Origin of the sequence: Lysinibacillus sp. FSL K6-0075 (assembly GCF_038592945.1) — a bacterium.
In the GTDB taxonomy this organism is placed as follows: Bacteria; Bacillota; Bacilli; order Bacillales_A; family Planococcaceae; genus Lysinibacillus; species Lysinibacillus fusiformis_F.
In genome coordinates this window covers 3,316,661-3,338,221 of record NZ_CP151947.1, presented here as the reverse complement: position 1 = coordinate 3,338,221, position 21,561 = coordinate 3,316,661, and the positions used below count along the sequence as shown (strand labels likewise).

Annotated in this window: 26 protein-coding genes; 24 read left to right on the top strand and 2 right to left on the bottom strand. The window is 39.0% G+C overall.

All coding sequences use genetic code 11. The features are described from left to right. Window positions 1-2: 2 nt before the first annotated feature. The 13 genes from MHB65_RS16385 to mtnN all read left to right on the top strand — a co-directional run bounded on the left by MHB65_RS16385 (window position 3) and on the right by mtnN (window position 12,378). Window positions 3-1,082: a methionine ABC transporter ATP-binding protein gene (locus tag MHB65_RS16385; RefSeq protein WP_342441058.1), complete on the top strand. Its 1,080-nt coding sequence runs from the start codon at window positions 3-5 to the stop codon at window positions 1,080-1,082. Then, a complete protein-coding gene (locus MHB65_RS16380) occupies window positions 1,075-1,677 on the top strand; it encodes a methionine ABC transporter permease (protein ID WP_243456395.1) in 603 nt (200 codons plus the stop codon). Before MHB65_RS16385 ends, MHB65_RS16380 begins: the two co-directional genes overlap by 8 nt. A 14-nt stretch (window positions 1,678-1,691) precedes the next feature. Continuing rightward, window positions 1,692-2,528, top strand: a complete 837-nt coding sequence (locus tag MHB65_RS16375; protein WP_342441057.1) for a MetQ/NlpA family ABC transporter substrate-binding protein — start codon at window positions 1,692-1,694, stop codon at window positions 2,526-2,528. A 14-nt stretch (window positions 2,529-2,542) separates the two neighbouring features. Next, window positions 2,543-3,889 carry an LLM class flavin-dependent oxidoreductase gene (locus tag MHB65_RS16370; protein ID WP_342441056.1) on the top strand — a complete coding sequence of 449 codons (1,347 nt, stop codon included), beginning with the start codon at window positions 2,543-2,545 and terminating at the stop codon, window positions 3,887-3,889. After that, entirely contained in the window at window positions 3,886-5,073 is a 1,188-nt protein-coding gene (locus tag MHB65_RS16365) for an acyl-CoA dehydrogenase family protein (RefSeq protein ID WP_342441055.1), read from the top strand. Before MHB65_RS16370 ends, MHB65_RS16365 begins: the two co-directional genes overlap by 4 nt. A gap of 169 nt (window positions 5,074-5,242) precedes the next feature. Next, window positions 5,243-6,370 carry an endolytic transglycosylase MltG gene (gene mltG / locus MHB65_RS16360; RefSeq protein ID WP_205444550.1) on the top strand — a complete coding sequence of 376 codons (1,128 nt, stop codon included), beginning with the start codon at window positions 5,243-5,245 and terminating at the stop codon, window positions 6,368-6,370. A gap of 286 nt (window positions 6,371-6,656) precedes the next feature. Then, window positions 6,657-7,289: an O-methyltransferase gene (locus MHB65_RS16355; protein WP_342441054.1), complete on the top strand. Its 633-nt coding sequence runs from the start codon at window positions 6,657-6,659 to the stop codon at window positions 7,287-7,289. Window positions 7,290-7,294: 5 nt separating this feature from the next. Continuing rightward, window positions 7,295-8,227, top strand: a complete 933-nt coding sequence (locus MHB65_RS16350) for a peptidase U32 family protein (RefSeq protein ID WP_342441053.1) — start codon at window positions 7,295-7,297, stop codon at window positions 8,225-8,227. Between the two features lie 13 nt (window positions 8,228-8,240). Further along, on the top strand, window positions 8,241-9,521 hold the full coding sequence (locus tag MHB65_RS16345; RefSeq protein WP_342441052.1) for a U32 family peptidase: 1,281 nt from the start codon (window positions 8,241-8,243) through the stop codon (window positions 9,519-9,521). Then, window positions 9,521-10,159, top strand: a complete 639-nt coding sequence (gene udk, locus MHB65_RS16340; protein WP_004226858.1) for a uridine kinase — start codon at window positions 9,521-9,523, stop codon at window positions 10,157-10,159. Before MHB65_RS16345 ends, udk begins: the two co-directional genes overlap by 1 nt. 175 nt (window positions 10,160-10,334) lie before the next feature. Continuing rightward, window positions 10,335-10,823: a transcription elongation factor GreA gene (gene greA / locus MHB65_RS16335; protein WP_004226860.1), complete on the top strand. Its 489-nt coding sequence runs from the start codon at window positions 10,335-10,337 to the stop codon at window positions 10,821-10,823. A 143-nt stretch (window positions 10,824-10,966) separates the two neighbouring features. Continuing rightward, window positions 10,967-11,626 carry a YrrS family protein gene (locus MHB65_RS16330; RefSeq protein ID WP_342441051.1) on the top strand — a complete coding sequence of 220 codons (660 nt, stop codon included), beginning with the start codon at window positions 10,967-10,969 and terminating at the stop codon, window positions 11,624-11,626. A 59-nt stretch (window positions 11,627-11,685) separates the two neighbouring features. After that, window positions 11,686-12,378 (top strand): 5'-methylthioadenosine/S-adenosylhomocysteine nucleosidase, encoded by a 693-nt coding sequence (gene mtnN / locus MHB65_RS16325; RefSeq protein ID WP_342441050.1) that lies wholly within the window; start codon window positions 11,686-11,688, stop codon window positions 12,376-12,378. A 329-nt stretch (window positions 12,379-12,707) separates the two neighbouring features. Here mtnN and sigK read toward each other — a convergent pair whose 3' ends face one another. Together sigK and pssA are read right to left on the bottom strand one after the other, a co-directional pair. After that, window positions 12,708-13,415 carry an RNA polymerase sporulation sigma factor SigK gene (gene sigK, locus MHB65_RS16320; RefSeq protein ID WP_004226867.1) on the bottom strand — a complete coding sequence of 236 codons (708 nt, stop codon included), beginning with the start codon at window positions 13,413-13,415 and terminating at the stop codon, window positions 12,708-12,710. Window positions 13,416-13,501: 86 nt separating this feature from the next. Beyond that, window positions 13,502-14,002 carry a CDP-diacylglycerol--serine O-phosphatidyltransferase gene (gene pssA, locus MHB65_RS16315; RefSeq protein ID WP_205447010.1) on the bottom strand — a complete coding sequence of 167 codons (501 nt, stop codon included), beginning with the start codon at window positions 14,000-14,002 and terminating at the stop codon, window positions 13,502-13,504. A 136-nt stretch (window positions 14,003-14,138) separates the two neighbouring features. On the opposite strand from pssA, the gene MHB65_RS16310 reads away from it, so the two are divergent. The 11 genes from MHB65_RS16310 (at window position 14,139) to MHB65_RS16260 (ending at window position 21,554) form a co-directional block, all read left to right on the top strand. Continuing rightward, window positions 14,139-14,921: a phosphatidylserine decarboxylase gene (locus tag MHB65_RS16310; RefSeq protein ID WP_342441049.1), complete on the top strand. Its 783-nt coding sequence runs from the start codon at window positions 14,139-14,141 to the stop codon at window positions 14,919-14,921. Window positions 14,922-14,957: 36 nt separating this feature from the next. Then, window positions 14,958-15,479, top strand: coding sequence for a YqeG family HAD IIIA-type phosphatase (locus tag MHB65_RS16305; protein WP_058844216.1), 522 nt, complete (start codon window positions 14,958-14,960; stop codon window positions 15,477-15,479). Continuing rightward, window positions 15,476-16,579, top strand: a complete 1,104-nt coding sequence (gene yqeH / locus MHB65_RS16300) for a ribosome biogenesis GTPase YqeH (protein ID WP_342441048.1) — start codon at window positions 15,476-15,478, stop codon at window positions 16,577-16,579. Before MHB65_RS16305 ends, yqeH begins: the two co-directional genes overlap by 4 nt. A 33-nt stretch (window positions 16,580-16,612) precedes the next feature. Beyond that, window positions 16,613-17,443 (top strand): shikimate dehydrogenase, encoded by an 831-nt coding sequence (gene aroE, locus MHB65_RS16295; RefSeq protein ID WP_342441047.1) that lies wholly within the window; start codon window positions 16,613-16,615, stop codon window positions 17,441-17,443. 5 nt (window positions 17,444-17,448) lie between these two features. Beyond that, a complete protein-coding gene (gene yhbY, locus MHB65_RS16290; RefSeq protein ID WP_205444536.1) occupies window positions 17,449-17,751 on the top strand; it encodes a ribosome assembly RNA-binding protein YhbY in 303 nt (100 codons plus the stop codon). 9 nt (window positions 17,752-17,760) lie between these two features. Then, a complete protein-coding gene (locus tag MHB65_RS16285) occupies window positions 17,761-18,351 on the top strand; it encodes a nicotinate-nucleotide adenylyltransferase (RefSeq protein ID WP_342441046.1) in 591 nt (196 codons plus the stop codon). After that, window positions 18,320-18,892, top strand: a complete 573-nt coding sequence (gene yqeK, locus MHB65_RS16280; protein WP_342441045.1) for a bis(5'-nucleosyl)-tetraphosphatase (symmetrical) YqeK — start codon at window positions 18,320-18,322, stop codon at window positions 18,890-18,892. Before MHB65_RS16285 ends, yqeK begins: the two co-directional genes overlap by 32 nt. Next, window positions 18,889-19,233: a ribosome silencing factor gene (gene rsfS / locus MHB65_RS16275; protein WP_342441044.1), complete on the top strand. Its 345-nt coding sequence runs from the start codon at window positions 18,889-18,891 to the stop codon at window positions 19,231-19,233. Before yqeK ends, rsfS begins: the two co-directional genes overlap by 4 nt. Next, a complete protein-coding gene (locus tag MHB65_RS16270; RefSeq protein WP_342441043.1) occupies window positions 19,234-19,971 on the top strand; it encodes a class I SAM-dependent methyltransferase in 738 nt (245 codons plus the stop codon). A 277-nt stretch (window positions 19,972-20,248) separates the two neighbouring features. Then, window positions 20,249-20,878 (top strand): helix-hairpin-helix domain-containing protein, encoded by a 630-nt coding sequence (locus MHB65_RS16265; protein ID WP_205444529.1) that lies wholly within the window; start codon window positions 20,249-20,251, stop codon window positions 20,876-20,878. A 106-nt stretch (window positions 20,879-20,984) separates the two neighbouring features. Next, window positions 20,985-21,554, top strand: a complete 570-nt coding sequence (locus MHB65_RS16260) for a ComE operon protein 2 (RefSeq protein ID WP_205444527.1) — start codon at window positions 20,985-20,987, stop codon at window positions 21,552-21,554. Window positions 21,555-21,561 lie beyond the last annotated feature (7 nt).

Below are 21,561 nucleotides of genomic sequence, written 5' to 3'. Positions count from 1 at the left end.
GCATGATTGAGTTTATTGAAACGACAAAAGAATTCCAGGTCGGTACTTCGACTGTAACGGCCCTAAATCATATCAATTTAACGATTCAGAAGGGGGATATTTTTGGTGTTATCGGCTTTAGTGGTGCTGGTAAGAGTACACTGATTCGCACAGTAAATTTACTGGAAGAGCCAACTTCTGGACGAGTACTTGTGAATGGCAAAGAATTAACTACGCTCACTAAAAAGCAGCTTCGAGAGGAGAAGAAAAAAATCGGTATGATTTTTCAACACTTTAATCTCCTTCATTCTAAAACTGTATTTGAAAATGTGGCAATGCCTTTAATCATAAGTGGCGTAAAAAAATCGAATTTGGAAGGTCAAGTTAAAGAGGCTTTAACATTTGTTGGCTTAGCGGACAAAACTGATCGTTATATTGACGAGCTATCAGGCGGGCAAAAACAAAGAGTCGGCATTGCTAGAGCACTAGTGACAAAACCAACTATCCTTTTATGTGATGAAGCAACTTCGGCTCTCGACCCACAAACGACCAAATCGATTTTAGCTTTACTAAAGAAGGTCAATATAGAGTATGGTATTACGATTTTGATGATTACGCATGAAATGGAAGTTATCCGGGATATTTGTAATCGTGTAGCTGTCATGGAAAATGGAAGAATCATTGAAACAGGTAATGTACTTGAAATTTTTTCTACACCAAGAGAAGAGACAACTAAAAATTTTGTCCAATCAGTTGTTCGTGACGAAATCCCATCTTCTGTTTATGAACAGTTAAAAAGTATAGATACCTCTAAAAAAATTTACAATTTAAAATTCATTGGAGTAGACGTCGGACAGCCGATTGTCTCACAGGTAGCTAAGAAATTTGCTGTAGATGTCAATGTTTTATTTGGCAATATCACTGAGTTACAAGGAATTCCATTCGGCCATTTAATCGTGGAGCTCGTTGGTTCTGAAAAAGATATACAAAAAGCATTTCTATTTATTCAGGCTAAAAATATTCAAATAGAGGAGGTTGTTGCACGTGAAAGTGAGCACACAAATTATTATCAACGCGGTTCTAGATACGCTGTACATGGTTAGCCTTTCTTTATTTTTTGGTGCCATTTTAGGCTTTATTTTAGGGATCATCTTAGTTGTGACGAGAAAAGGACATATTCTTGAAAATAAATTAATCTTCTCGATTGTCAATCCGATCGTCAATACATTGCGTTCCATTCCATTCATTATTTTACTTGTTGCAATCATTCCATTCACAAGATTACTCGTTGGCACCGCCATTGGTACAACTGCTGCTATTGTGCCGTTAGTCTTGCATATTGGACCATATATTTCAAGATTAATAGAAAATTCATTATTAGAGGTGGATGAGGGCATTATTGAAGCAGCCAAAGCAATGGGAGCTTCTCCATTTCAAATTATTCGAAAGTTTTTGTTGCCTGAAGCCTTTCCATCCTTAATTTTAAGCGTCACGACTGCAACGATTGGACTTATTGGTGCGACGGCTATGGCAGGAGCTGTTGGAGGCGGTGGTTTAGGTGATGTTGCTATTACTTACGGATATCAACGTTTTGATAATACGACGATATTAGTTACAGTGGTCATTTTAGTTGTACTTGTACAGATTATTCAAAGCATTGGTAATAGTCTTGAACGAAAAATACGTAGGGTGTCTTAAGGGAGAATGTGAACATGAAAAAGCTGAAATATGTAATAGGACTTTTTACATTATTATTTTTACTAGCAGCATGTGCAGAAGCAGATGAAAAAGATACTGTGAAGGTCGGTATCCGTAGCTCAGAATTGAAAACATGGGAGTATGTAAAGGAACAGGCTAGTAAGGAAGGCATTAACCTGGAATTAGTAACATTCTCTGCGCAATATGACCCGAATCAGGCATTGACGGAGGGAGAAGTCGATATTAATGCTTTTCAACATGTTGCGTATTTAAATTTATTTAATACGAACAATAACTCGGATTTACAGGCAATTGGCACAACGATAATGGCACCAATTGGCTTATATTCAAACAAATATAAATCGCTAGATGCTATAAAAGAAGGCGCAAAAATCGCTGTGCCAAATGATCCTTCCAACTGGGGTAGAGCTTTGCTGCTGCTTCAGGAGCATGGACTACTAACCGTAACGGACAATTTTGATGGTAACGGTGGAGAAGATCGAATTAAAGGTAATCCCAAAAACTTAACAATTTTGCCTGTTGATGGTGCAACAACGCCACGTGTGATGGAGGATGCTGATTTTGCCATTATTAATAATGGTGTTGCTGTAGAAGCTGGTCTTTTATTGAAAGATGCCATCATTCATGAGAGTAAAACAGCTAAACCATTTATTAATGTTATCGTGGCAAAGGCAGAAGATAAAAATAATGACACATTGAAGAAAATAGTGGAAATTTATCAGGGCGATGAAACGGGGAAATTTATTAAAGAAGTATCGAATGGCAATTATATTCCAGTGGAGATGCCGCTGGATGAATTAGCAACATGGAAGGATTTCTATTCATATTAGGGAGGAGAAACATAATGACTAAGAAAAAAGAAATAAAACTGGCCTTATATTTAATTGGAGCAGGTATGCATGTGGCTGCATGGAGGCACCCATCTGCCCAAGCCAATGCAAGCATCGATATTCAAGCATTACAAAAAGTAGCGCAGATTGCGGAAAAAGGAAAATTTGATATAGCTTTTGTTGCTGACAGTTTAGCCATTAATCATGAGTCACACCCACATATTTTAAATCGCTTTGATCCATTAATTCAAATTACGGCTTTAGCAGCGGCAACAACTAAAATTGGACTGGGTGCAACTGCTTCAACGACATACAGTGAGCCATATGTGCTAGCAAGACAGTTAATGTCCATCGATCATATAAGCAATGGGAGGGTTGCTTGGAATTTAGTAACCACAGCAGATGCCACAGGAGAAACGGCTTTAAATTTTAGTCGCGATAAGCATTGGGAGCATGACCATCGCTATGAACGTGCAGAGGAATTTATCGATGTTGTTCAATCATTATGGGATTCATGGGAAGACGACGCTTTTCTTTATGACCGAGATAATAATCGATTTTATGATCGTCATAAAGTGCATGAAACATCATTTAAGGGCAACTATTTATCTGTCAAAGGTCCATTAAATATTGCTCGTTCTGTACAGGGGCAGCCTGTAATTGTAGAGGCTGGTGCATCTCGACCAGGCCAACAATTAGCTGCACGTACAGCGGAAGTTGTATTTGTCCATTGGGATGATATTGAAAAATCGAAAGAACACTACCGTCAACTAAAGGCACAGCTTATTCCATTTGGACGTAAGGAGGAGGAGCTTCTTGTTTTACAAGGAATTTCCCCAATAGTGGGTGATACAGAGGAGGAGGCAGTTCGTAAATTTAATGAGTTACAGTCATTGATTGATCCATACGAAAGCTTAAAATTTGTTTCTGGGTACATGGGAAATGTTGACTTTTCAAAGTACTCCCTCGATACACCTGCTATTGAAGTGGAATTCCCAGAAGTTAATAGTATTCAAAGTCACTTTTATGAACACTTAGAGATTATTAAAAAGGAAAATTTAAAAGTTGGCGATTTGTATGCACGCCTTTTTGGACCTGCAAAGCGCGATGCTTTTGTCGGAACACCAACACAAATAGCAGATGAGATGGAGCGTTGGATAGTAGAGCAAGCAGCAGATGGCTTTATGCTACAGTTTCCGTTATTACCACGCGATTTAGAGGATTTTGTTGACAAGGTTGTACCGATTTTGCAGGAGCGAGGTATTTATCGTAAAGATTATACAGGCACAACGTTAAGAGAGCATTTAGGCTTGAAAAAGCCGCTGAATCGTTTTGCTAAAAGTAAGGTGACTCAGGAATGATTGATATTTTTATTCGGAATGAACGAGAGCAAAGGCTTGTTCAATATGCTCAGAATTTAGCGAAACAAATTGAGAATACAGCTAATCAATATGATGAGAGTGGAGAATTTCCATTTGAGCATTTTAAGATTTTAGAAGATGCAGGCTATTTTCGATTAACAGTGCCTTTAAAATACGGTGGAGAAGAAATTTCTCTATACGAAATGTTATTAGTCCAAGAACAATTAGCTAGAGGTGATGCGTCTACTGCATTATCTGTTGGCTGGCACTTATTGACGTTTTTGAATGTTCGTGAGGCGAAAACATGGCCAGAGCCTATCTTTGCAGAATTATGCCGAAAAGCAGTTGAGGAAGGCTCACTTTTGAATATTATTAACAGTGAACGTGGAAAAGGGAATATTTCTCGAGGGAGTTTACCTGGTACAATCGCTAAAAAGGTACCGGGAGGATATTGCATTACTGGTGAAAAGGCATTTGCTTCATTAGCGCCGATTTTAAAACAATTCACCATTATTGCTTATCTGGAAGAAGAAAATCTAACAGCTGAGTTTCTCATTACTAAAAATGAACAAGTAGAAATTGTTGAAACATGGGATGCGATGGGCATGAGGGCAACGGGCAGTCATGATATTATTTTTCATGACACGTTTGTACCAGAAGCAGCGTTACTTTACAGACATCGTCCAAATGAAGTTAATCGTTTTTTAGCTGATGGTCGCGTGTACTCGTTAGAGATTCCAGCCGTTTATTTAGGGGTGGCAGGAGCAGCAAGAGATTATGCCATTGATTTTGCTAAAAATACGTATTCACATAGCTTAGAAAATACAATCGCTCATGCTGGTCATGTTCAGCAAAAAATTGGTGAAATAGAAGTACTTTATCAAACTGCACGAAGAACATTGTATAGTATTGCAACACAGGTTGAACAAAATCCAGTTCTTAAGGAGCAACTATCGGAGTCTGTTAGTATTGCAAAGTATGTTATTTGTAATTACGCCATTGATATTGTAACAAAAGCTATGCAGGTTGTAGGGGGACGAAGTCTATCTAAAGAAAACAAAATCCAGCGTCTATTTAGAGATGTTCAATGTAGCCGTTTTAATCCGCCAGCAGATGATGTGGTTATATCTCAACTTGCGATGGGATTACTTGTCGATAAGAAGCAAGAAACTTTTCAATTATAGTATATATAATGAAGATTCTGAACCGTAAAAGGTTTATAGAGAGGGGATCTGCCAGCAAAAATAGCTGGCAGATTTTTTTACATATACAATTTCTCCTGAATTGTCGATTTCTGTTTGTCGTGAAAGTTGATTTCTAGTATGATATTGAATAGTGATAGGGGGGAAACCCGTGGATAACGGTTCTAAAAAACAAGAAATGTTTTCAAAAATGCAGGAAAGAAAATCTGAGGTAAAAATCGTGAGAAAAATCGTCGCCATTATTGCCATTGTTTTCGTACTTATAATTGGGGGTGCTGGTTTATTTGGGTACAATTATGTGAAGGGTGCACTAAAACCACTAGACCCTAATGCAACGAAGACAATTGCGGTGGAAGTACCAATTGGTTCTAGTTTGTCCTCCATTTCAACACTACTAGAGAAAAAAGGTGTCATAAAAGATGCACGTGTTTTTAAATACTATGCAAAATTTAAAAATGAATCTCAATTTCAAGCGGGAAATTATGATTTAACACAGGCAATGACATTTGATGAACTCATTGAAAGCTTGAAAACAGGGAAGGTATATCGTAAGCCTGTCTTTACGATGACAGTACCAGAAGGCTTAACACTTGAACAAATTGGGAAAGTGATTGAAAAGAAAACACCGTACACACAAAAAGAATTTATGGATCTTGTGACGAGTGACACATTTGTTCAACAAATGATGGCTAATTACCCTGAGCTAGTTACAGAGGCCGTTTTAGCTGACAATATTCGCTATGATTTAGAGGGCTATTTCTATCCAGCTACGTATTCTTATTATGAAGAAAAACCATCTTTACAAGCCATTGTAGAAGAGATGATAGCGGCCATGAATAATGTGGTGAAGAACTATAGTGATGTTTTAGCCGAAAAACAAATGTCAGTGCATCAGCTGTTAACGTTTGCGTCATTATTGGAAGAAGAAGCGACTGCTCAAACAGATCGAGAGACTATCGCGAGTGTCTTCTATAATCGAATCAATGAAGGTATGCCTCTACAAACAGACCCAACCGTGTTATATGCACTGGGTGATCATAAAGATCGTGTTCTATATGAAGATTTAGAAGTGGACAATGCCTATAACACTTACAAAAATAAAGGTTTACCACCTGGTCCAATTGCAGGCGCAGGTAAGACTTCGATTGAGGCATCATTAAATCCAAGTCAAACAGATTATTTCTACTTCTTAGCAGATAAAGAGGGTGTCAACCACTTCTCGAAAACATATGATGAACATTTGCAGAAGGTAGAAAAATATTTACGAAAAGAAGAGTAAACGTATAGGAAGAATAAAAATCATATAGCAAACAGAGGAATAGAAGGAAAGAAAAATAGCTTTCCTTCTATTTTCATGCTATTATAAAGTGTGATTTTTGATCAATCCGTTCATTTATGCGGGACAAATATGCGTGGTGGCAATTGTTTGAGCATATCTAAGCAATTGCTCATTTTTGTATGGCAAAGTACCAAGACATCACGTTTGGTCCTTTTCTTTTTGTTGATAAATGATGAAGTACAGACAACGACAAACGCTCGTTGCCTTTTAAATGAGGGTGGAAACAATGGAATTATCAGATGCATATATACAATCATTTATACAGCCACGTAATGAATTGCTTTTAGAAATGGAAGCCTATGCGGAGGAGAATCATGTACCGATTATGCAACTTGCAGGTATAGATGCATTAAATCAACTGTTGCGTATTCAAAATCCGACAAAAATTTTAGAAATAGGTACGGCAATTGGTTACTCTGCTATTCGTATGGCAGAGGCATTGCCCAATGTCCAAATTGTTACAATTGAACGTGATCAAGATCGTGTAACAAGGGCAAAAGCCTATATTAAACGTTCGACTGTATCAGATCGAATTACGGTCATTGAGGGGGACGCTTTAGAGGTGGACGATAAGGCCATTGATACGACTTTTGATGCTGTCTTTATTGATGCTGCGAAGGGACAATACCAACGCTTTTTTGAAAAATACGCTCCTTTAGTAAAATCAGGTGGGGTATTATATATCGATAATATGTACATGCATGGCTTGTCTGATTTAGAGTTGAAGGATGTTCCACGTCGTAAGCGCACAATGATTCGCAATTTAAAAAACTTCACGGATTGGATTATGCAGCACCCAGATTATACAAGTGCTTTTTTACCAGTCGGTGACGGTTTATTACTATGTTTGAAGAGGTGACTACTATGAAAAAACCAGAATTGCTTGTGACACCACAATCATTAGAACATATAAAAGCACTTTTAGAAGCTGGAGCAGATGCTTTTGTTATAGGTGAACAACAATTTGGTCTACGTCTAGCAGGGGAGTTTTCTGTTGAAGAAGTGGAAGAAGCAACGAAGCTTATTCACGCAGCAGGTAAAAAGGTGTATGTTGCAGTCAATGCCCTTTTCCATAATGAGAAGCTAGAGGCACTTACTGACTATTTAAAAGAAATGCAACGTATCGGGGTGGATCGTTTAATTTATGGTGATCCAGCGGTACTCATTATTCGCCGAGAGCAAGATGTTACGATTCCATTACATTGGAATCCAGAAACGACGGCTACAAACTGGTTTACGGCTAATTACTGGGGGAAACGTGGTGCAACGCGTGCCGTGTTAGCACGTGAGCTTTCTCTTGATGAAGTATTAGAAATTAAAGAAAATACCGAGATGGAGATTGAAGTACAAGTACATGGGATGACATGTATGTTCCAATCTAAACGTCCATTACTCGGCCATTATTTCTTATATCAAGATAAAGTAATGGCTATTGAAAATCGTCAAGATAATCGTAATATGTTCCTACATGATGATGAACGAAATAATAAATATCCAATATATGAAGATGTAAACGGTACACATATTTTCAGTCCAAATGATATGTGTATTATTGATGAGCTTGGTGAATTATTTGAAGGTGGCATCCATGCTCTGAAAATTGAAGGTGTACTTCAAGCTCCAGACTATGTGGTAGCGGTAACCGAAGCTTATCGAAAAGCGATCGATACGTATTTTGACGAGTCAGAAGAAGCGTATGAAGAGATCAAAGATGATTTATTAGCAAAAATTGAAGATATTCAACCAGCCACTAGACCATTAGATACAGGCTTTATCTTCAAGGAAACAGTTTACTAGGAGGGGCAATACCATGGCATTAGCGTTAGAGCAAAATGACAAAATCCGTGAGATTGTCGACGGTAAACGTGTCATTACTAAAAAACCAGAGTTACTTGCCCCAGCAGGTAGCTTAGAGAAATTAAAAGTAGCTGTTCATTACGGAGCAGACGCAGTATTTATCGGTGGGCGAGAGTTTGGCCTACGTTCGAATGCGGATAACTTCTCGATTGAAGAGATGCGTGAAGGTGTAGAATTTGCCAATCGATATGGAGCAAAAATATATGTAACGACAAATATTTTTGCCCACAATGAAAATATGGATGGCTTAGAACGTTACTTAAAGGACATTGAATCAGTCGGGGTAACGGGTATTATTGTAGCAGACCCACTCATTATTGAAACATGTCGCACAGCAGCACCTAAGCTTGAAATTCACCTTTCCACACAGCAATCGCTGTCCAACTGGAAGGCCGTGCAGTACTGGAAAGAAGAAGGTTTACATCGTGTCGTTTTAGCACGTGAAGTAGGCGGAGAAGAAATGAAGCTGATGAAGGAAAAGGTGGATATTGAAATTGAGGCCTTCGTTCATGGCGCAATGTGTATTGCCTACTCTGGTCGTTGCGTTCTATCTAATCATATGACGGCTCGTGACTCAAACCGAGGGGGATGCTGCCAATCATGCCGCTGGGACTATGATCTATATGAACTAGAAGATGGTGAAGAAAAAGCACTTTTCGATGACAATCATGCGCCATTTGCGATGAGTCCGAAAGACTTGAAATTAATTGAAGCGATTCCTCATATGATTGAGCTTGGTATCGACTCGTTAAAAGTCGAAGGTCGTATGAAATCCATTCACTATGTAGCGACAGTCGTTTCTGTGTACCGTAAAGTAATTGATGCCTATTGTGCAGATCCAGAAAACTTTAACATTAAACGTGAATGGCTAGAGGAATTAGACAAATGTGCTAACCGTGATACGGCTGAAGCATTCTTCCATGGTGCACCTGGCGTTGAGGAGCAAATGTTTGGTGTGCATGGACGTAAAACAACCTATGAATTTGCTGGTCTTATTTTAGATCATGATCCAGAAACAAAAATAGTGACAATGCAACAACGTAATTATTTTAAACCTGGTGACGAAGTAGAATTCTTTGGTCCTGAAATTGAGAATTTCCGTTTAACAATGGGCGAAATTTGGGATGAGGATGGCAATAGCCTAGATGCAGCTCGTCACCCACTACAAATTGTTAAATTTAAATGCGACACACTATTGAAACCGCATAACATGATGCGAAAGGAGAATAACTAATGGCAGTGAAGCGTCCTGTTGTCATCGGAATCGCAGGTGGCTCATGCTCAGGAAAAACGAGTGTGACGCGCGCCATTTATGATGTTTTCCGTGAGCATTCTGTTGTGGTAATTGAACAAGATTTTTATTACAAGGATCAAAGTCATTTAACATTTGAAGAACGCTTAGGAACAAACTACGATCATCCGTTAGCTTTCGATAATGATTTATTAATTGAGCACATAAAAAAATTGTTAGTGCGTCAACCAATTGAAAAACCTGTTTATGATTATGTCCAGCATACAAGAGCAGAAGAAGTTATCCATGTTGAACCAGTAGATGTTATTATACTAGAAGGTATTCTAGTGCTAGAGGATGCTGATTTACGTGATTTAATGGATATCAAATTATTCGTGGATACAGATTCAGATTTACGCATTATTCGTCGCATCATGCGTGATATTAAAGAGCGTGGACGTACTACGGATTCAGTGATCGAGCAGTATTTATCGGCAGTTCGACCAATGCATAATTTATTTATTGAACCAACCAAACGTTATGCTGATATCATTATTCCTGAAGGTGGGGATAATGAGGTGGCGATTGATTTAATGGTAACGAAAATTAAAACTATTCTTGAAACCGACAACGTATTGTAATAAGATAGAGTGGTATTGACAATATTTACATGCATATTTTGAAAAAGCATGCATACTATTAGGTCAAAGCGTAATTTGAAAACGTTTAAAAATAATAAAATTCGATTAAATGCATCTTCTACGCATTTAGTCGAGTTTTATGTTTTTATATTGAAGAAACAAGGAGTGAAGGACTTTGGCAAATGAAAAACAGTACCCTATGACAGCTGAGGGGAAACGTAAATTAGAAGAAGAATTAGTAAAATTAGAAACTGAAACACGTAAAGAAATCGTTGAACGTATTAAAATAGCACGTGATTTTGGAGATCTTTCTGAAAACGCTGAGTACGATTCAGCAAAAGAAGAACAAGCCTTTTTAGAAGGTCGTATTTCTACATTAAAATCAATGATTCGTAACGCGGTGATTATTTCTGAGGATGAGACAGATAACAGTGTAGTATCACTAGGGAAAACGGTTACATTTGTAGAAATCATTAATGGTAAGCCATCAACAGATGAAGAATCTTATACAATTGTTGGTTCTGCTGAGGCAGATCCTATGGAATTCCGTATTTCGAATGAATCACCAATTGCAAAAGGTCTACTTGGTCGTGCTGAAGGTGAAGAGGTTGTCGTTCAAACACCTGGTGGCGAAATGAAAGTGAAAATTCTTTCAATTAAATAATTTGTCTATGTACAAGCAGTTAGCCTTTGGCTGACTGCTTGTACCATTTTTAGAGTGAAAGCTATGTAGTAAAATAGTGAGTATAATTATTTTGCAAGTGCTGTCGAACTTGATAGAATATTTGCTAGAGAGGGGGAGACATTATGAGTGAACGACAAACTCGAAGTGGTCGTCATTTGCAGCCATCTCGTAATAAAAAGCTAGATAAACTATTGAATGTTTTAATTGGTGTCGTGGTTGTACTTATTATTATCACAGCAACCTATGTGTTTAAATGGCAAGATGATGCAGATCAAGCAGTGAAAGAGGAACCAACTCAAGAGGAACAGAGCGGCGATGCCGAAAAAGACGTAGAGAAAGAACCGACGAATGAAGAAGAGAAAGATCTTGCTGTAGAAGAAGATAAACCTTCAGAGCAAGAATCAGAACCTGAGACATCTCCGGAAGAACAAGGCACACCAGAAGAATCAACATCAGATAATCCAATTGTTGAAAAGGTCATCACGAATAAAAATTGGCAACCAACACCTACAACACAAACAGGTCAGCATGTGTCTTCATATAATGACAAATCAGTAGACTGGGCTGAAAAGGTAGCAACCGTAGCAACTGTGACAGGTATCGACCAAAGCAATATGATCATCTGGCGTATGCAAAACAATGGTGGTCCTAATTCATCCATTGCTACAGTTTCGAGCAATGATAAATCTCAAATGTATCGTGTAAGCATGGAATGGGTTGATAATGAAGGTTGGATGCCTGTAAAGCTAGAGCAACTAAATACATTAGAAGGCGCCTATTGACGAAAATCACTCTTTTGATTATTTTTAATAGAGTTGATAAAGAAGGGAAGTAACAGTACATGAAAATTGCAGTAATCGGCGCAATGGAAGAGGAAGTAGAGCTTCTAAGAGCAGCATTAAACGATGCACACAGCACAACAATTGCAGGTAGTGAGTATACAACAGGAACTTATGAGGGGAAGGAAGTCGTCTTATTAAAAAGCGGTATCGGTAAAGTAAATGCTGCTATGTCTACGACAATCCTTTTACATGAGTTTAAGCCTGATGTTGTGATTAATACAGGCTCTGCAGGTGGATATGATGAAGCACTTGAGGTAGGCGCTGTTGTCATTTCTGATGAAGTTCGCCACCATGATGTAGATGTCACAATCTTTGGCTATGAAATTGGACAAATGGCTGGTATGCCAGCAGCATATAAATCAGATGAGCAATTGATGAAGGCAGCTGAGGAGGCTGTGAAGGCAGTTGGAGAGCATCAGTATGGCGTTGGTTTAATTTGCTCTGGGGATGCTTTTATGAATGATCCTGAACGTGTAGAGGCTGTTCGTCGTCATTTCCCTCAAATGAAAGCTGTAGAGATGGAAGCGGCTGCAGTTGCACAAGTTTGTTATCAGTTTGCTACACCTTTTGTAGTCATTCGTGCATTATCAGATATTGCGGGTAAAGAATCGAATATTAGCTTCGATGAGTTTTTACCAGTTGCTGCAAAGCATTCAACACAAGTGGTATTAAAAGCAATTGCCTCACTGTAAACTACACAAAATGGTCAAAATGTGTGGTTTATCCTGTGAGAAAAATCACAGTTAATCCAAAAAACAAATGCTACACTGACATTAATAAATCTCTTCATAATAGAATGGGAGGCATTCATGATGTTATTTTTAACAGTAGGTGTAGTCATTATTACAACTTTAATAGGTACGTTGATTTCAGCAGAACTCTCGGAATCAGCACATTAGTATGACGGGAAAGCTCCTTTGCGACATAGTCATGTCGCAGGGGAGCTTTTTATATGCCATGAAATAGGCACATTCTCCGCCATTGATGGATTGAATTTTTCTTATGGCCATTTTACAATATATTACTCGATAGTTTTTTGGTCTCGTTTGTACAGTTGATAGAGTTTAATGAGTGCTCTTTTTTCAATGCGAGATACATAGCTGCGTGAAATATTTAAGCGTGCTGCAATTTCCTTTTGTGTAAGTGCATCCTGTTGATTTAACCCATAACGTAGTGTCACAATTTCGAGCTCACGTTCATCAAGCATATGCAAATAGTGGTATAACTGTGCTACATGCTCTTTATGCTCTAGCTTCTCTGTGGCACTTTCTTCGTCACACTGAAGTAAATCACGAATTTGCAGTGCATTCCCATCTTTATCAGTTCCAATCGGCTCAAATAGTGAAACGTCTTTCTGTACTTTTTTTTGAGTGCGCAAATGCATTAAAATTTCATTTTCAATGCAACGAGCTGCATATGTGGCAAGTCTTGTTTTTTTGTCAGGGGTATAGCTCTCAACGGCTTTCATTAGTCCAATTGTTCCAATGGAAATATAATCATCGAGTTGCTCATGTTTTGGATGGAATTTTTTAACGACATGCGCGACAAGCCTCATATTACGTTCTATTAGGTCAAGACGCGCTTGCTCATCGCCACCTAAAAATCGTTCAATACAAGCAGCTTCCTCTTCTTTTGAAAAGGGTTTATGGAATGTTTGCCCCTTTAAATAGCCAAGCAACGCAGGGATTTCAAGCCATAACTGCAACATTGATGTAAAAATTCCGCTCATTGAATGATTTCATCCTTTCCCCATTTTTCGACAGTATATGTTTAAAAACTGTGGGAAATGAAAAAAGTGCAACAGCAAATGTGCTGTTACACTTTTTTTAGCGTAAATGTACTAATCATGAGTAAAGCTAAAATGGGAAAAAGGAAAAGATAAAATGCCGGATGGAACGTATTAGCTGCGAAATACGTTAAAGTTAAGAACGTACCTGCGGCTGTAATTGGTAAACCTGTGAAATAACCGTTTGCTTCACTAATATTGAAGCGAGCTAAACGCATCGCGCCACAGACGATAAATAATACGGCCATCATCATGCCGACAAAACCAAAATCAACTAGAACAACTTCATACATTAATAATGCAGGCGCCACACCAAATGATATAATATCACTCATAGAATCTAATTGTTTACCTAATTCAGACACTTGTCCGAGCGCTCTCGCTACCTTACCATCGTAGCGATCAAGAAGAGCTGCTAAAAAGATAAACAAGACACTATAGCTATAGTATTCATGTAAAGTGGCCATAATAGCCGCGCCTCCAAAGGACATATTACTAATTGTGATGAAGTTAGCTGCGTGCGATTTCATTTTCTTAACCGTGGTATCCACCAACTTGTGATAAAAAAACAAGGGGGATCACTCCTTTGCACTTAAGATATTGTACCATTATACTTCGAATGCGAAAAAATTGACAGTCTAAATTAATGGATAGGGGTTTTACTGTATGAAAGAAAAACTATATCAACGCTTGATAGAACTAACGAATGGTAAGCAATCTTCCCATCTTTTGCAAGCAATTGCGAAAGCGAAGTGGAGTAAACGTATAATTCCAAGCTACATGAAGTTATACGATATTAACCTTGAAGAAGTTTCAAAAAAACAACAACAATTTTCGTGTTTACATGATTTTTTTACAAGAGAACTGATAGAAGAGGCTCGACCTATTGAACAAAATCCTACCGTTTATGCCAGCCCTGTGGATGCCAAAGTGGAATCCTTTGGACGTATTGAATGGGATATGACATTTCTTGTGAAGGGCAAACCCTATGCATTACAAGATTTACTTGGTAATACAGAACGAGCAGCACAATATGCAGACGGACATTATATCGTATTTTATTTAAGTCCTGCTGATTATCATCGTATCCATAGCCCGATAGATGGAGAAGTATTGCGACAATATACACTTGGTCAGAAATCTTATCCTGTGAATCAGCTAGGTCTTACATACGGTAAAAAACCAATTTCTCATAATTATCGTTTAGTGACAGAGCTAAAAACAGCTAATAATCAGCATGTTGCCTTTATCAAAGTGGGTGCGACCTTTGTGAATTCCATTGTGCTTACCAATACAACAACGAAATGGCGTAAGGGGCGGGAAGTTGGTTATTTCTCATTTGGTTCCACTGTTGTGATGCTGTTTGAAAAGGATACGATTAAATTTACGGATAATGTTGTAAAAGGCAGCCCAATTCGAATGGGTGAAGCCTTTGCAAATATGCTATAATGGTCGAATAATACGTTAAGATTAGGGGTCGCTATTTTGTATAATTTTTTATTACCGAACGAATTTGTGACGAACATTTTTGAAATTACGCCGGAAAAGTTACAGGAATTAGGGATTAGAGGAATCATTACGGATTTAGATAATACGCTTGTTGAATGGGATCGTCCAGATGCAACAGAAGAGCTGATCATTTGGTTACGCATTATGAAAGAATCAGGTATTCGTGTTATTATTGCGTCGAATAACAATGAAGCTCGTGTGAAGCATTTTGCTGAGCCATTAGGTATCCCGTATATTCACAAGGCGAAAAAGCCACTTCGTAATGCTTTTTATAATGCGCTGATTCAACTAGGCTTGCGTCCAAATGAAGTGGTTATGGTAGGAGATCAACTCCTTACAGATGTAATGGGAGCAAACCGCTTAGGCTTACACACAGTGCTTGTGAAGCCTGTTGCACAATCAGATGGGCTTGTAACAAAATTGAATCGTTTCATTGAACGTCGCGTATTTAATGATTTGAAACGAAAAGGAATTATAACTTGGGAGGAACAAGAATGATTGAAATGCCAAATTGTATTGGCTGTGGTACAACAATTCAAACAGAAGATAAAACAGCAGTTGGGTATGCACCCCCATCATCATTAGAAAAGGATGTGGTCATTTGCCAACGTTGCTTCCGTTTGAAGAATTACAATGAAATTCAACCAGTATCATTAACAGATGACGATTTTTTACGTATTTTAAATGGTCTTGGTACACAGCAAGGCTTAATCGTAAAAATTGTTGATATATTTGATTTTAATGGAAGTTGGCTACCAGGACTTCACCGATTTGTAGGGAAGAATCCTGTCCTATTGATTGCCAACAAAGCAGATTTATTACCAAAATCAGTGAAACCGAAAAAAGTTATCAACTGGTTGAAACGAGAAGCAAAGGCTCTTGGACTACAACCTGTCGATGTCCTATTAGTCAGCGCCCATAAAGGCAAAGGGATGGCAGAAGCGATGGAAGCCATCGATGCGTATCGCAAAGGACAAAATGTATATGTTGTTGGCTGTACAAATGTTGGGAAATCTACGTTCATTAACCGAATTATTAAGCAGGCAACAGGGGAGGGTGAAGTTATCACAACCTCACATTTCCCAGGCACTACTTTAGACATGATTGACATTCCATTAGATGATGGTAGTGCATTATATGATACACCAGGTATTATTAATCACCATCAAATGGCTCATCATATTGATTCAAGTGAATTAAAATATATTATGCCGAAAAAAGAAATTAAGCCGAAAGTCTACCAACAAAATGCTGGGCAAACCTTGTTTATTGGTGCATTGGCGAGATTTGATTTTATTCAGGGAGACCGTTCTGCCTTTACAATCCATGTGGCAAATGATTTACCAATTCATCGTACAAAGCTTGAGAAGGCAGATGCGTTATATGAAGAACATAAAGGAGAACTATTGGCACCCCCAACTGCGGAATTTATCGACCAGCTGCCGCCATTGGTTCGTCATGAATTTTCCATCAAAGAAGAGAAAACAGATATTGTATTCTCTGGGCTAGGCTGGATTACTGTTCAGCATGCCAATGTAGTAGTAGCAGCTTATGCACCAAAAGGTGTACAAGTTTCAATTCGTCCTTCACTGATTTAAATGGAAGGACATAGTAGAGAGAGGGACTAGAACATGAAGAAGTGGTTTGCAGTTATGGGTGATCCAATTGAACATTCAAAATCACCTGCCATGCACAATGCTTGGTTCGAGGACATGTCCATTGATGCAACATATATTCCTTTACATGTCACGCCGGCCCAATTAGAATCAGCTATTGCTGGTTTGAAGACATTAGGCGCAAGTGGCTGGAACGTGACAATACCTCATAAAACAGCAATCATTCCATATCTAGATGAGCTAGATGAGCTGGCACAAAAAATGGGCGCAGTGAATACAGTTGTACGAACAACAGAAGGAAAGCTGAAAGGCTATAATACAGATGGTATAGGTTTTGTTCGATCACTCGAAGAAGCCGTTGGAGTATCTCATAAAGACAAGCCTGTATTACTTGTTGGTGCTGGTGGTGCTGCTCGTGGCATTGCCTTTGCTATGCAGCAACAAGGCTATTGTCATTTAACCATTGCCAATCGTACGGTAGCGAATGCACAAACGATTATTGATGAAATGGGTATGGGACGTGCCATTTCATTACAAGAAGCGGAAGAGACGCTAGCTGATTTCAGCATTATTGTGCAAATGACATCGGCTGGCCTTTCCACGGGCAATTTTTCAATGCCATTTTCATTAGATCGGCTGATGAAAGGAGCAATTGTTGCGGATATTGTGTATAATCCATTAATGACGCCTTTTTTACAAGCGGCTGAAGAAAAAGGGGCAACGATCGTCACGGGCTTAGGGATGTTTGTCCATCAAGGAGCCATCGCTTTTGAACACTGGTTAGGAAACTATCCAAATACAAATTCAATGATTGCGCAACTGAAGGCGCAATTAGGAGGAAACTAATTTTTATGTTAACAGGTAAACAGAAACGTTTTTTACGTGCAGAAGCACACCATTTAACACCTATTTTCCAAGTAGGAAAAGGCGGCGTTAATGATGAAATGACAAAGCAAATTCGTGAGGCATTAGAAGTACGTGAGTTAATTAAAGTACGTATTTTAGATAACTGTGAGGAGGATAAACATGAAGTCGCTGAAGCATTAGCAACAGGCGCTCATGCGGAGCTTGTCCAATTAATCGGCCTAACAGTTGTTTTATATAAAGAGTCACGCAATCATAAAAAGATTGTATTACCAAAAGCAACGAAATAAGGTGAGACGATGAAAAGGGTCGGTTTACTAGGAGGTACATTTAATCCACCACATATGGGGCATCTTTTGATGGCAAATGAAGTATTTCATGCGCTAGAACTTGATGAAATTCGCTTTATGCCTAATGCCATACCACCACATAAGCATGCACGTTTTGATGCCAGTAATGTCGAACGACTTGAAATGGTAAAGCGGGCGATTCGTCCATTTCCTTATTTTTCAGTAGAGTCGTATGAGCTTGAGAAGGGTGGCGTATCCTATTCTTATGAGACACTTTCTGCCTTGTGTAGAAGAGAACCGAATGTAAAATTCTACTTTATCATCGGTGGCGATATGATTGATTCGCTACATACATGGCATTGTATCGATGATTTAGTGAAACTAGTTCAGTTTGTCGGAGTAAAGCGTCCAGGGACAGCGGCGACAACCGAGTACCCTATAAGTATGGTGGAAGTGCCTCAAATCGATTTATCGTCCACACTGATTCGTGAACGCCTGGCGACTGGAGGAACGGTGACATTTTTACTACCAGAAGCGGTAGAGACGTTCATACGAGAGGAAGGTCTTTATGGAACGCGAACAGTATTTAGCGGCGATTAAGCCAAGAATGCCTAAAAAACGTTATATTCATACAATCGGTGTGATGGAAACGGCCATCGACCTAGCTCAAAAGTATGGAGAGGACGTGAAAAAAGCTGAAACAGCAGCTATCCTCCACGATATTGCTAAATATGCAGACATTGAGTGGATGGAGAAGATCGTTCGTGATGAAGAATTAGATGCAAGACTCATTGGGTGGGGCAGTGAATTACTACATGGTCCAGTCGGTGCATATATAGCACAAAGTGAGTTTGCCATCACAGACGAAGAACTGTTGAATGCTATTCGTTTCCATACAACTGGGCGCGCGGGTATGAGCCGTTTAGAAAAAATCATTTTTGTCGCAGATATGATTGAACCGAACCGTCAATTTGATGGTGTTGATCGTCTACGCAAAAAAGCGCAAAAAAATTTGGATAAGGCGATGAGTGCATGTGTACGCCATACTTTGGCATTTTTAATTGACACAAAGCAGCCAATTTATCCTTTATCAATAGAATGTTATAACGATATGATGAACAGAGAGGAAAGTGAAGGATGACTTCAACTTTATTACAAGCAGCGTACAAAGCAATTGACGACAAACATGGTGAGGACATTGTCGTTTTAAATATGCAAGGAATTTCCCTTTTAGCGGACTATTTTATCATTGCTCATGGTAACTCAGATCGCCAAGTGCAAGCAATTGCGCGTGAATTACAGGATGTAGCTGAAAAAGATGGCTATGAAATTCGCCGTATCGAAGGTTTCGATGGAGCTCGTTGGGTACTTGTCGACTTAGGAGATGTAGTGGCACATGTATTCCATAAGGATGAGCGTGCTTATTATAATTTAGAGCGTCTTTGGGGCGATGCACCGCAACTAGACATGCCAGAGGCCTAAGTGAGTTACGAACGCTTTGCCCATGTCTATGATGAGCTTCAAACGGATATTCCTTACAATCTCTATGTAGATTGGGTTGTACAACATGCACCAAGCAGCCAGTACCCAAAACTTTTAGATATTGGTTGTGGCACTGGTGTACTTAGCTTGTTATTTGCACAGTCTGGCTATCAAGTCAGTGGAATCGATTTATCAGAAGAGATGCTGTCCATTGCAGCAGAACGCTTTGCTGGTGCAGGCTACCATGCCCCATTATACTGTATGTCTATGGTCGAACTAGACGGGTTTGAGGAAATGGATATTGTCACGATCACAATTGACTCCTTGAATTACGTAGTAGAGGAGCAGTCTGTCTATACCACATTAGAACGTATCTATATGGCTTTGCGTGATGGGGGTCAGCTGTTTTTTGATGTTCACTCATTATTTAAAATGAATGAGATTTTTTTAGATGGTCCGTTCACGTATGATGACGGTGATATTAGCTATATTTGGCATACGGAGCCTGCTGACTTCGAGCATTCGGTTATTCATCAAATGACCTTCTATGTGCGAGAGAAGTCAAGTGAATTATATGAACGCTTTGATGAGGAGCACGTGCAACGTACTTTCACTATCGAGCAGTATATGACTTGGTTACGTGCCATCGGTTTTAGTTATGTGGAAATCACAGCAGACTTTACGGATGAGGCACCTGATGATGAAAGTGAACGCATTTTCATTCGTGCGGTGAAATAAAGAAAAAGAAGCTACACTGTGTAAGAGGCAGTGTGGCTTTTTTGATGGATAGAAAGGGTGAAGTAGCGGATAGAACACTAGAACAGGTGGATAGAAAAGCTAAAGTAGCGGATAGAACTCCTGAACAGGTGGATAGAAAGGCTAAAGTAAGAGGATAGCTCTCTTCAACAGGTAAATAGAAACGCCTGAAATTTTTTTATCATTTTCAACCAACTAACCATAGTGTAAGATATATGTAACTCCATATGATGACCTTTTGCAAGGAAAGGATGGTACTGTGCTCCAATCTTTATGGCAAAAGTACAAAAAAAGTATGTTATTCCCCAGCATACTAGTCGTCAGTGGACTTTGTTACTTCTATTTTTCGAGTTCTGACTCTTCACATCCCCAAGAAGAGCTCATCGAGACAATCCAACCTATTGAAGAAAAGAATTTGAGTGCATCTGCTGAGGAAGCGGTGATGCAGCAGATATTTGTGGATATAAAGGGTGCTGTGATGTATCCAGGCGTTTATGAGCTTCAGCAAGATCAACGTATAAAAGATGTTGTACAGCTTGCTGGTGGCTATACAGAGAATGCTGACACACAGCTTATCAATCATGCCCAAAAAGTACAGGATGAAATGGTGATCTATATTCCTATCAAGGGCGAACAGCTAGAAGAAGGAGCTCCTTCTCTTTTAACGATACCTATGGAAAGTAATAATAAAGAGCAAAAGATTAATATTAATAAAGCTGATGTGGCAACTTTGGCAACATTGCCAGGCATCGGTCCTTCCAAAGCGCAAAGTATCCTTACGTATCGAGAGGAAAATGGTCACTTTCAAACGATAGATGACTTAAAAAATGTGAGTGGTATTGGTGATAAAACATTTGAGAAGCTAAAGGATGCGATTACCGTAAAGTAAAGGCTTTTGCATGCTGTGATATTGACGCCCCTTTTCTAAAAGGGCTACACTATAGTAGAAAAGCAAGAGAAAGATAATTTGTTAGACAATTTTTGGAGGTAGTCATATGGAGCGAATTACTTGGGATCAATTTTTTATGGCACAAAGCCATTTACTCGCATTACGAAGTACATGTACAAGACTAGCTGTAGGAACAACGGTTGTGCGTGATAAACGCATTATTGCAGGTGGCTATAACGGTTCCATTACAGGGGACGAGCATTGTATCGAAAAAGGATGCTATGTGGTTGATAACCATTGCGTGCGTACCGTACATGCTGAAATGAACGCCTTACTGCAATGTGCTAAATATGGAACACCGACAAAAGGGGCTGACTTGTATGTGACACATTTTCCATGCTTACCATGTACAAAGTCCATTATTCAAGCTGGCATAGAACGTGTGTATTACGCTACAGATTATAAAAATAATCCATATGCACAGGAACTATTTGCAAAAGCTGGAGTGGAAGTAGTTCATGTACCCTTTGATGAACGTAAAATCGATTTTTTACGAGATGACAAGCTAGCCTTGTACACAGAAATGTTGCATGAGCTTCGCGAGAGTGGGGTATCGGCTGAAAAATTGCTCCCATATGAACAGAAGGTGAGTGCATTATTTGGCATCGAGCTTTAAAGCATAA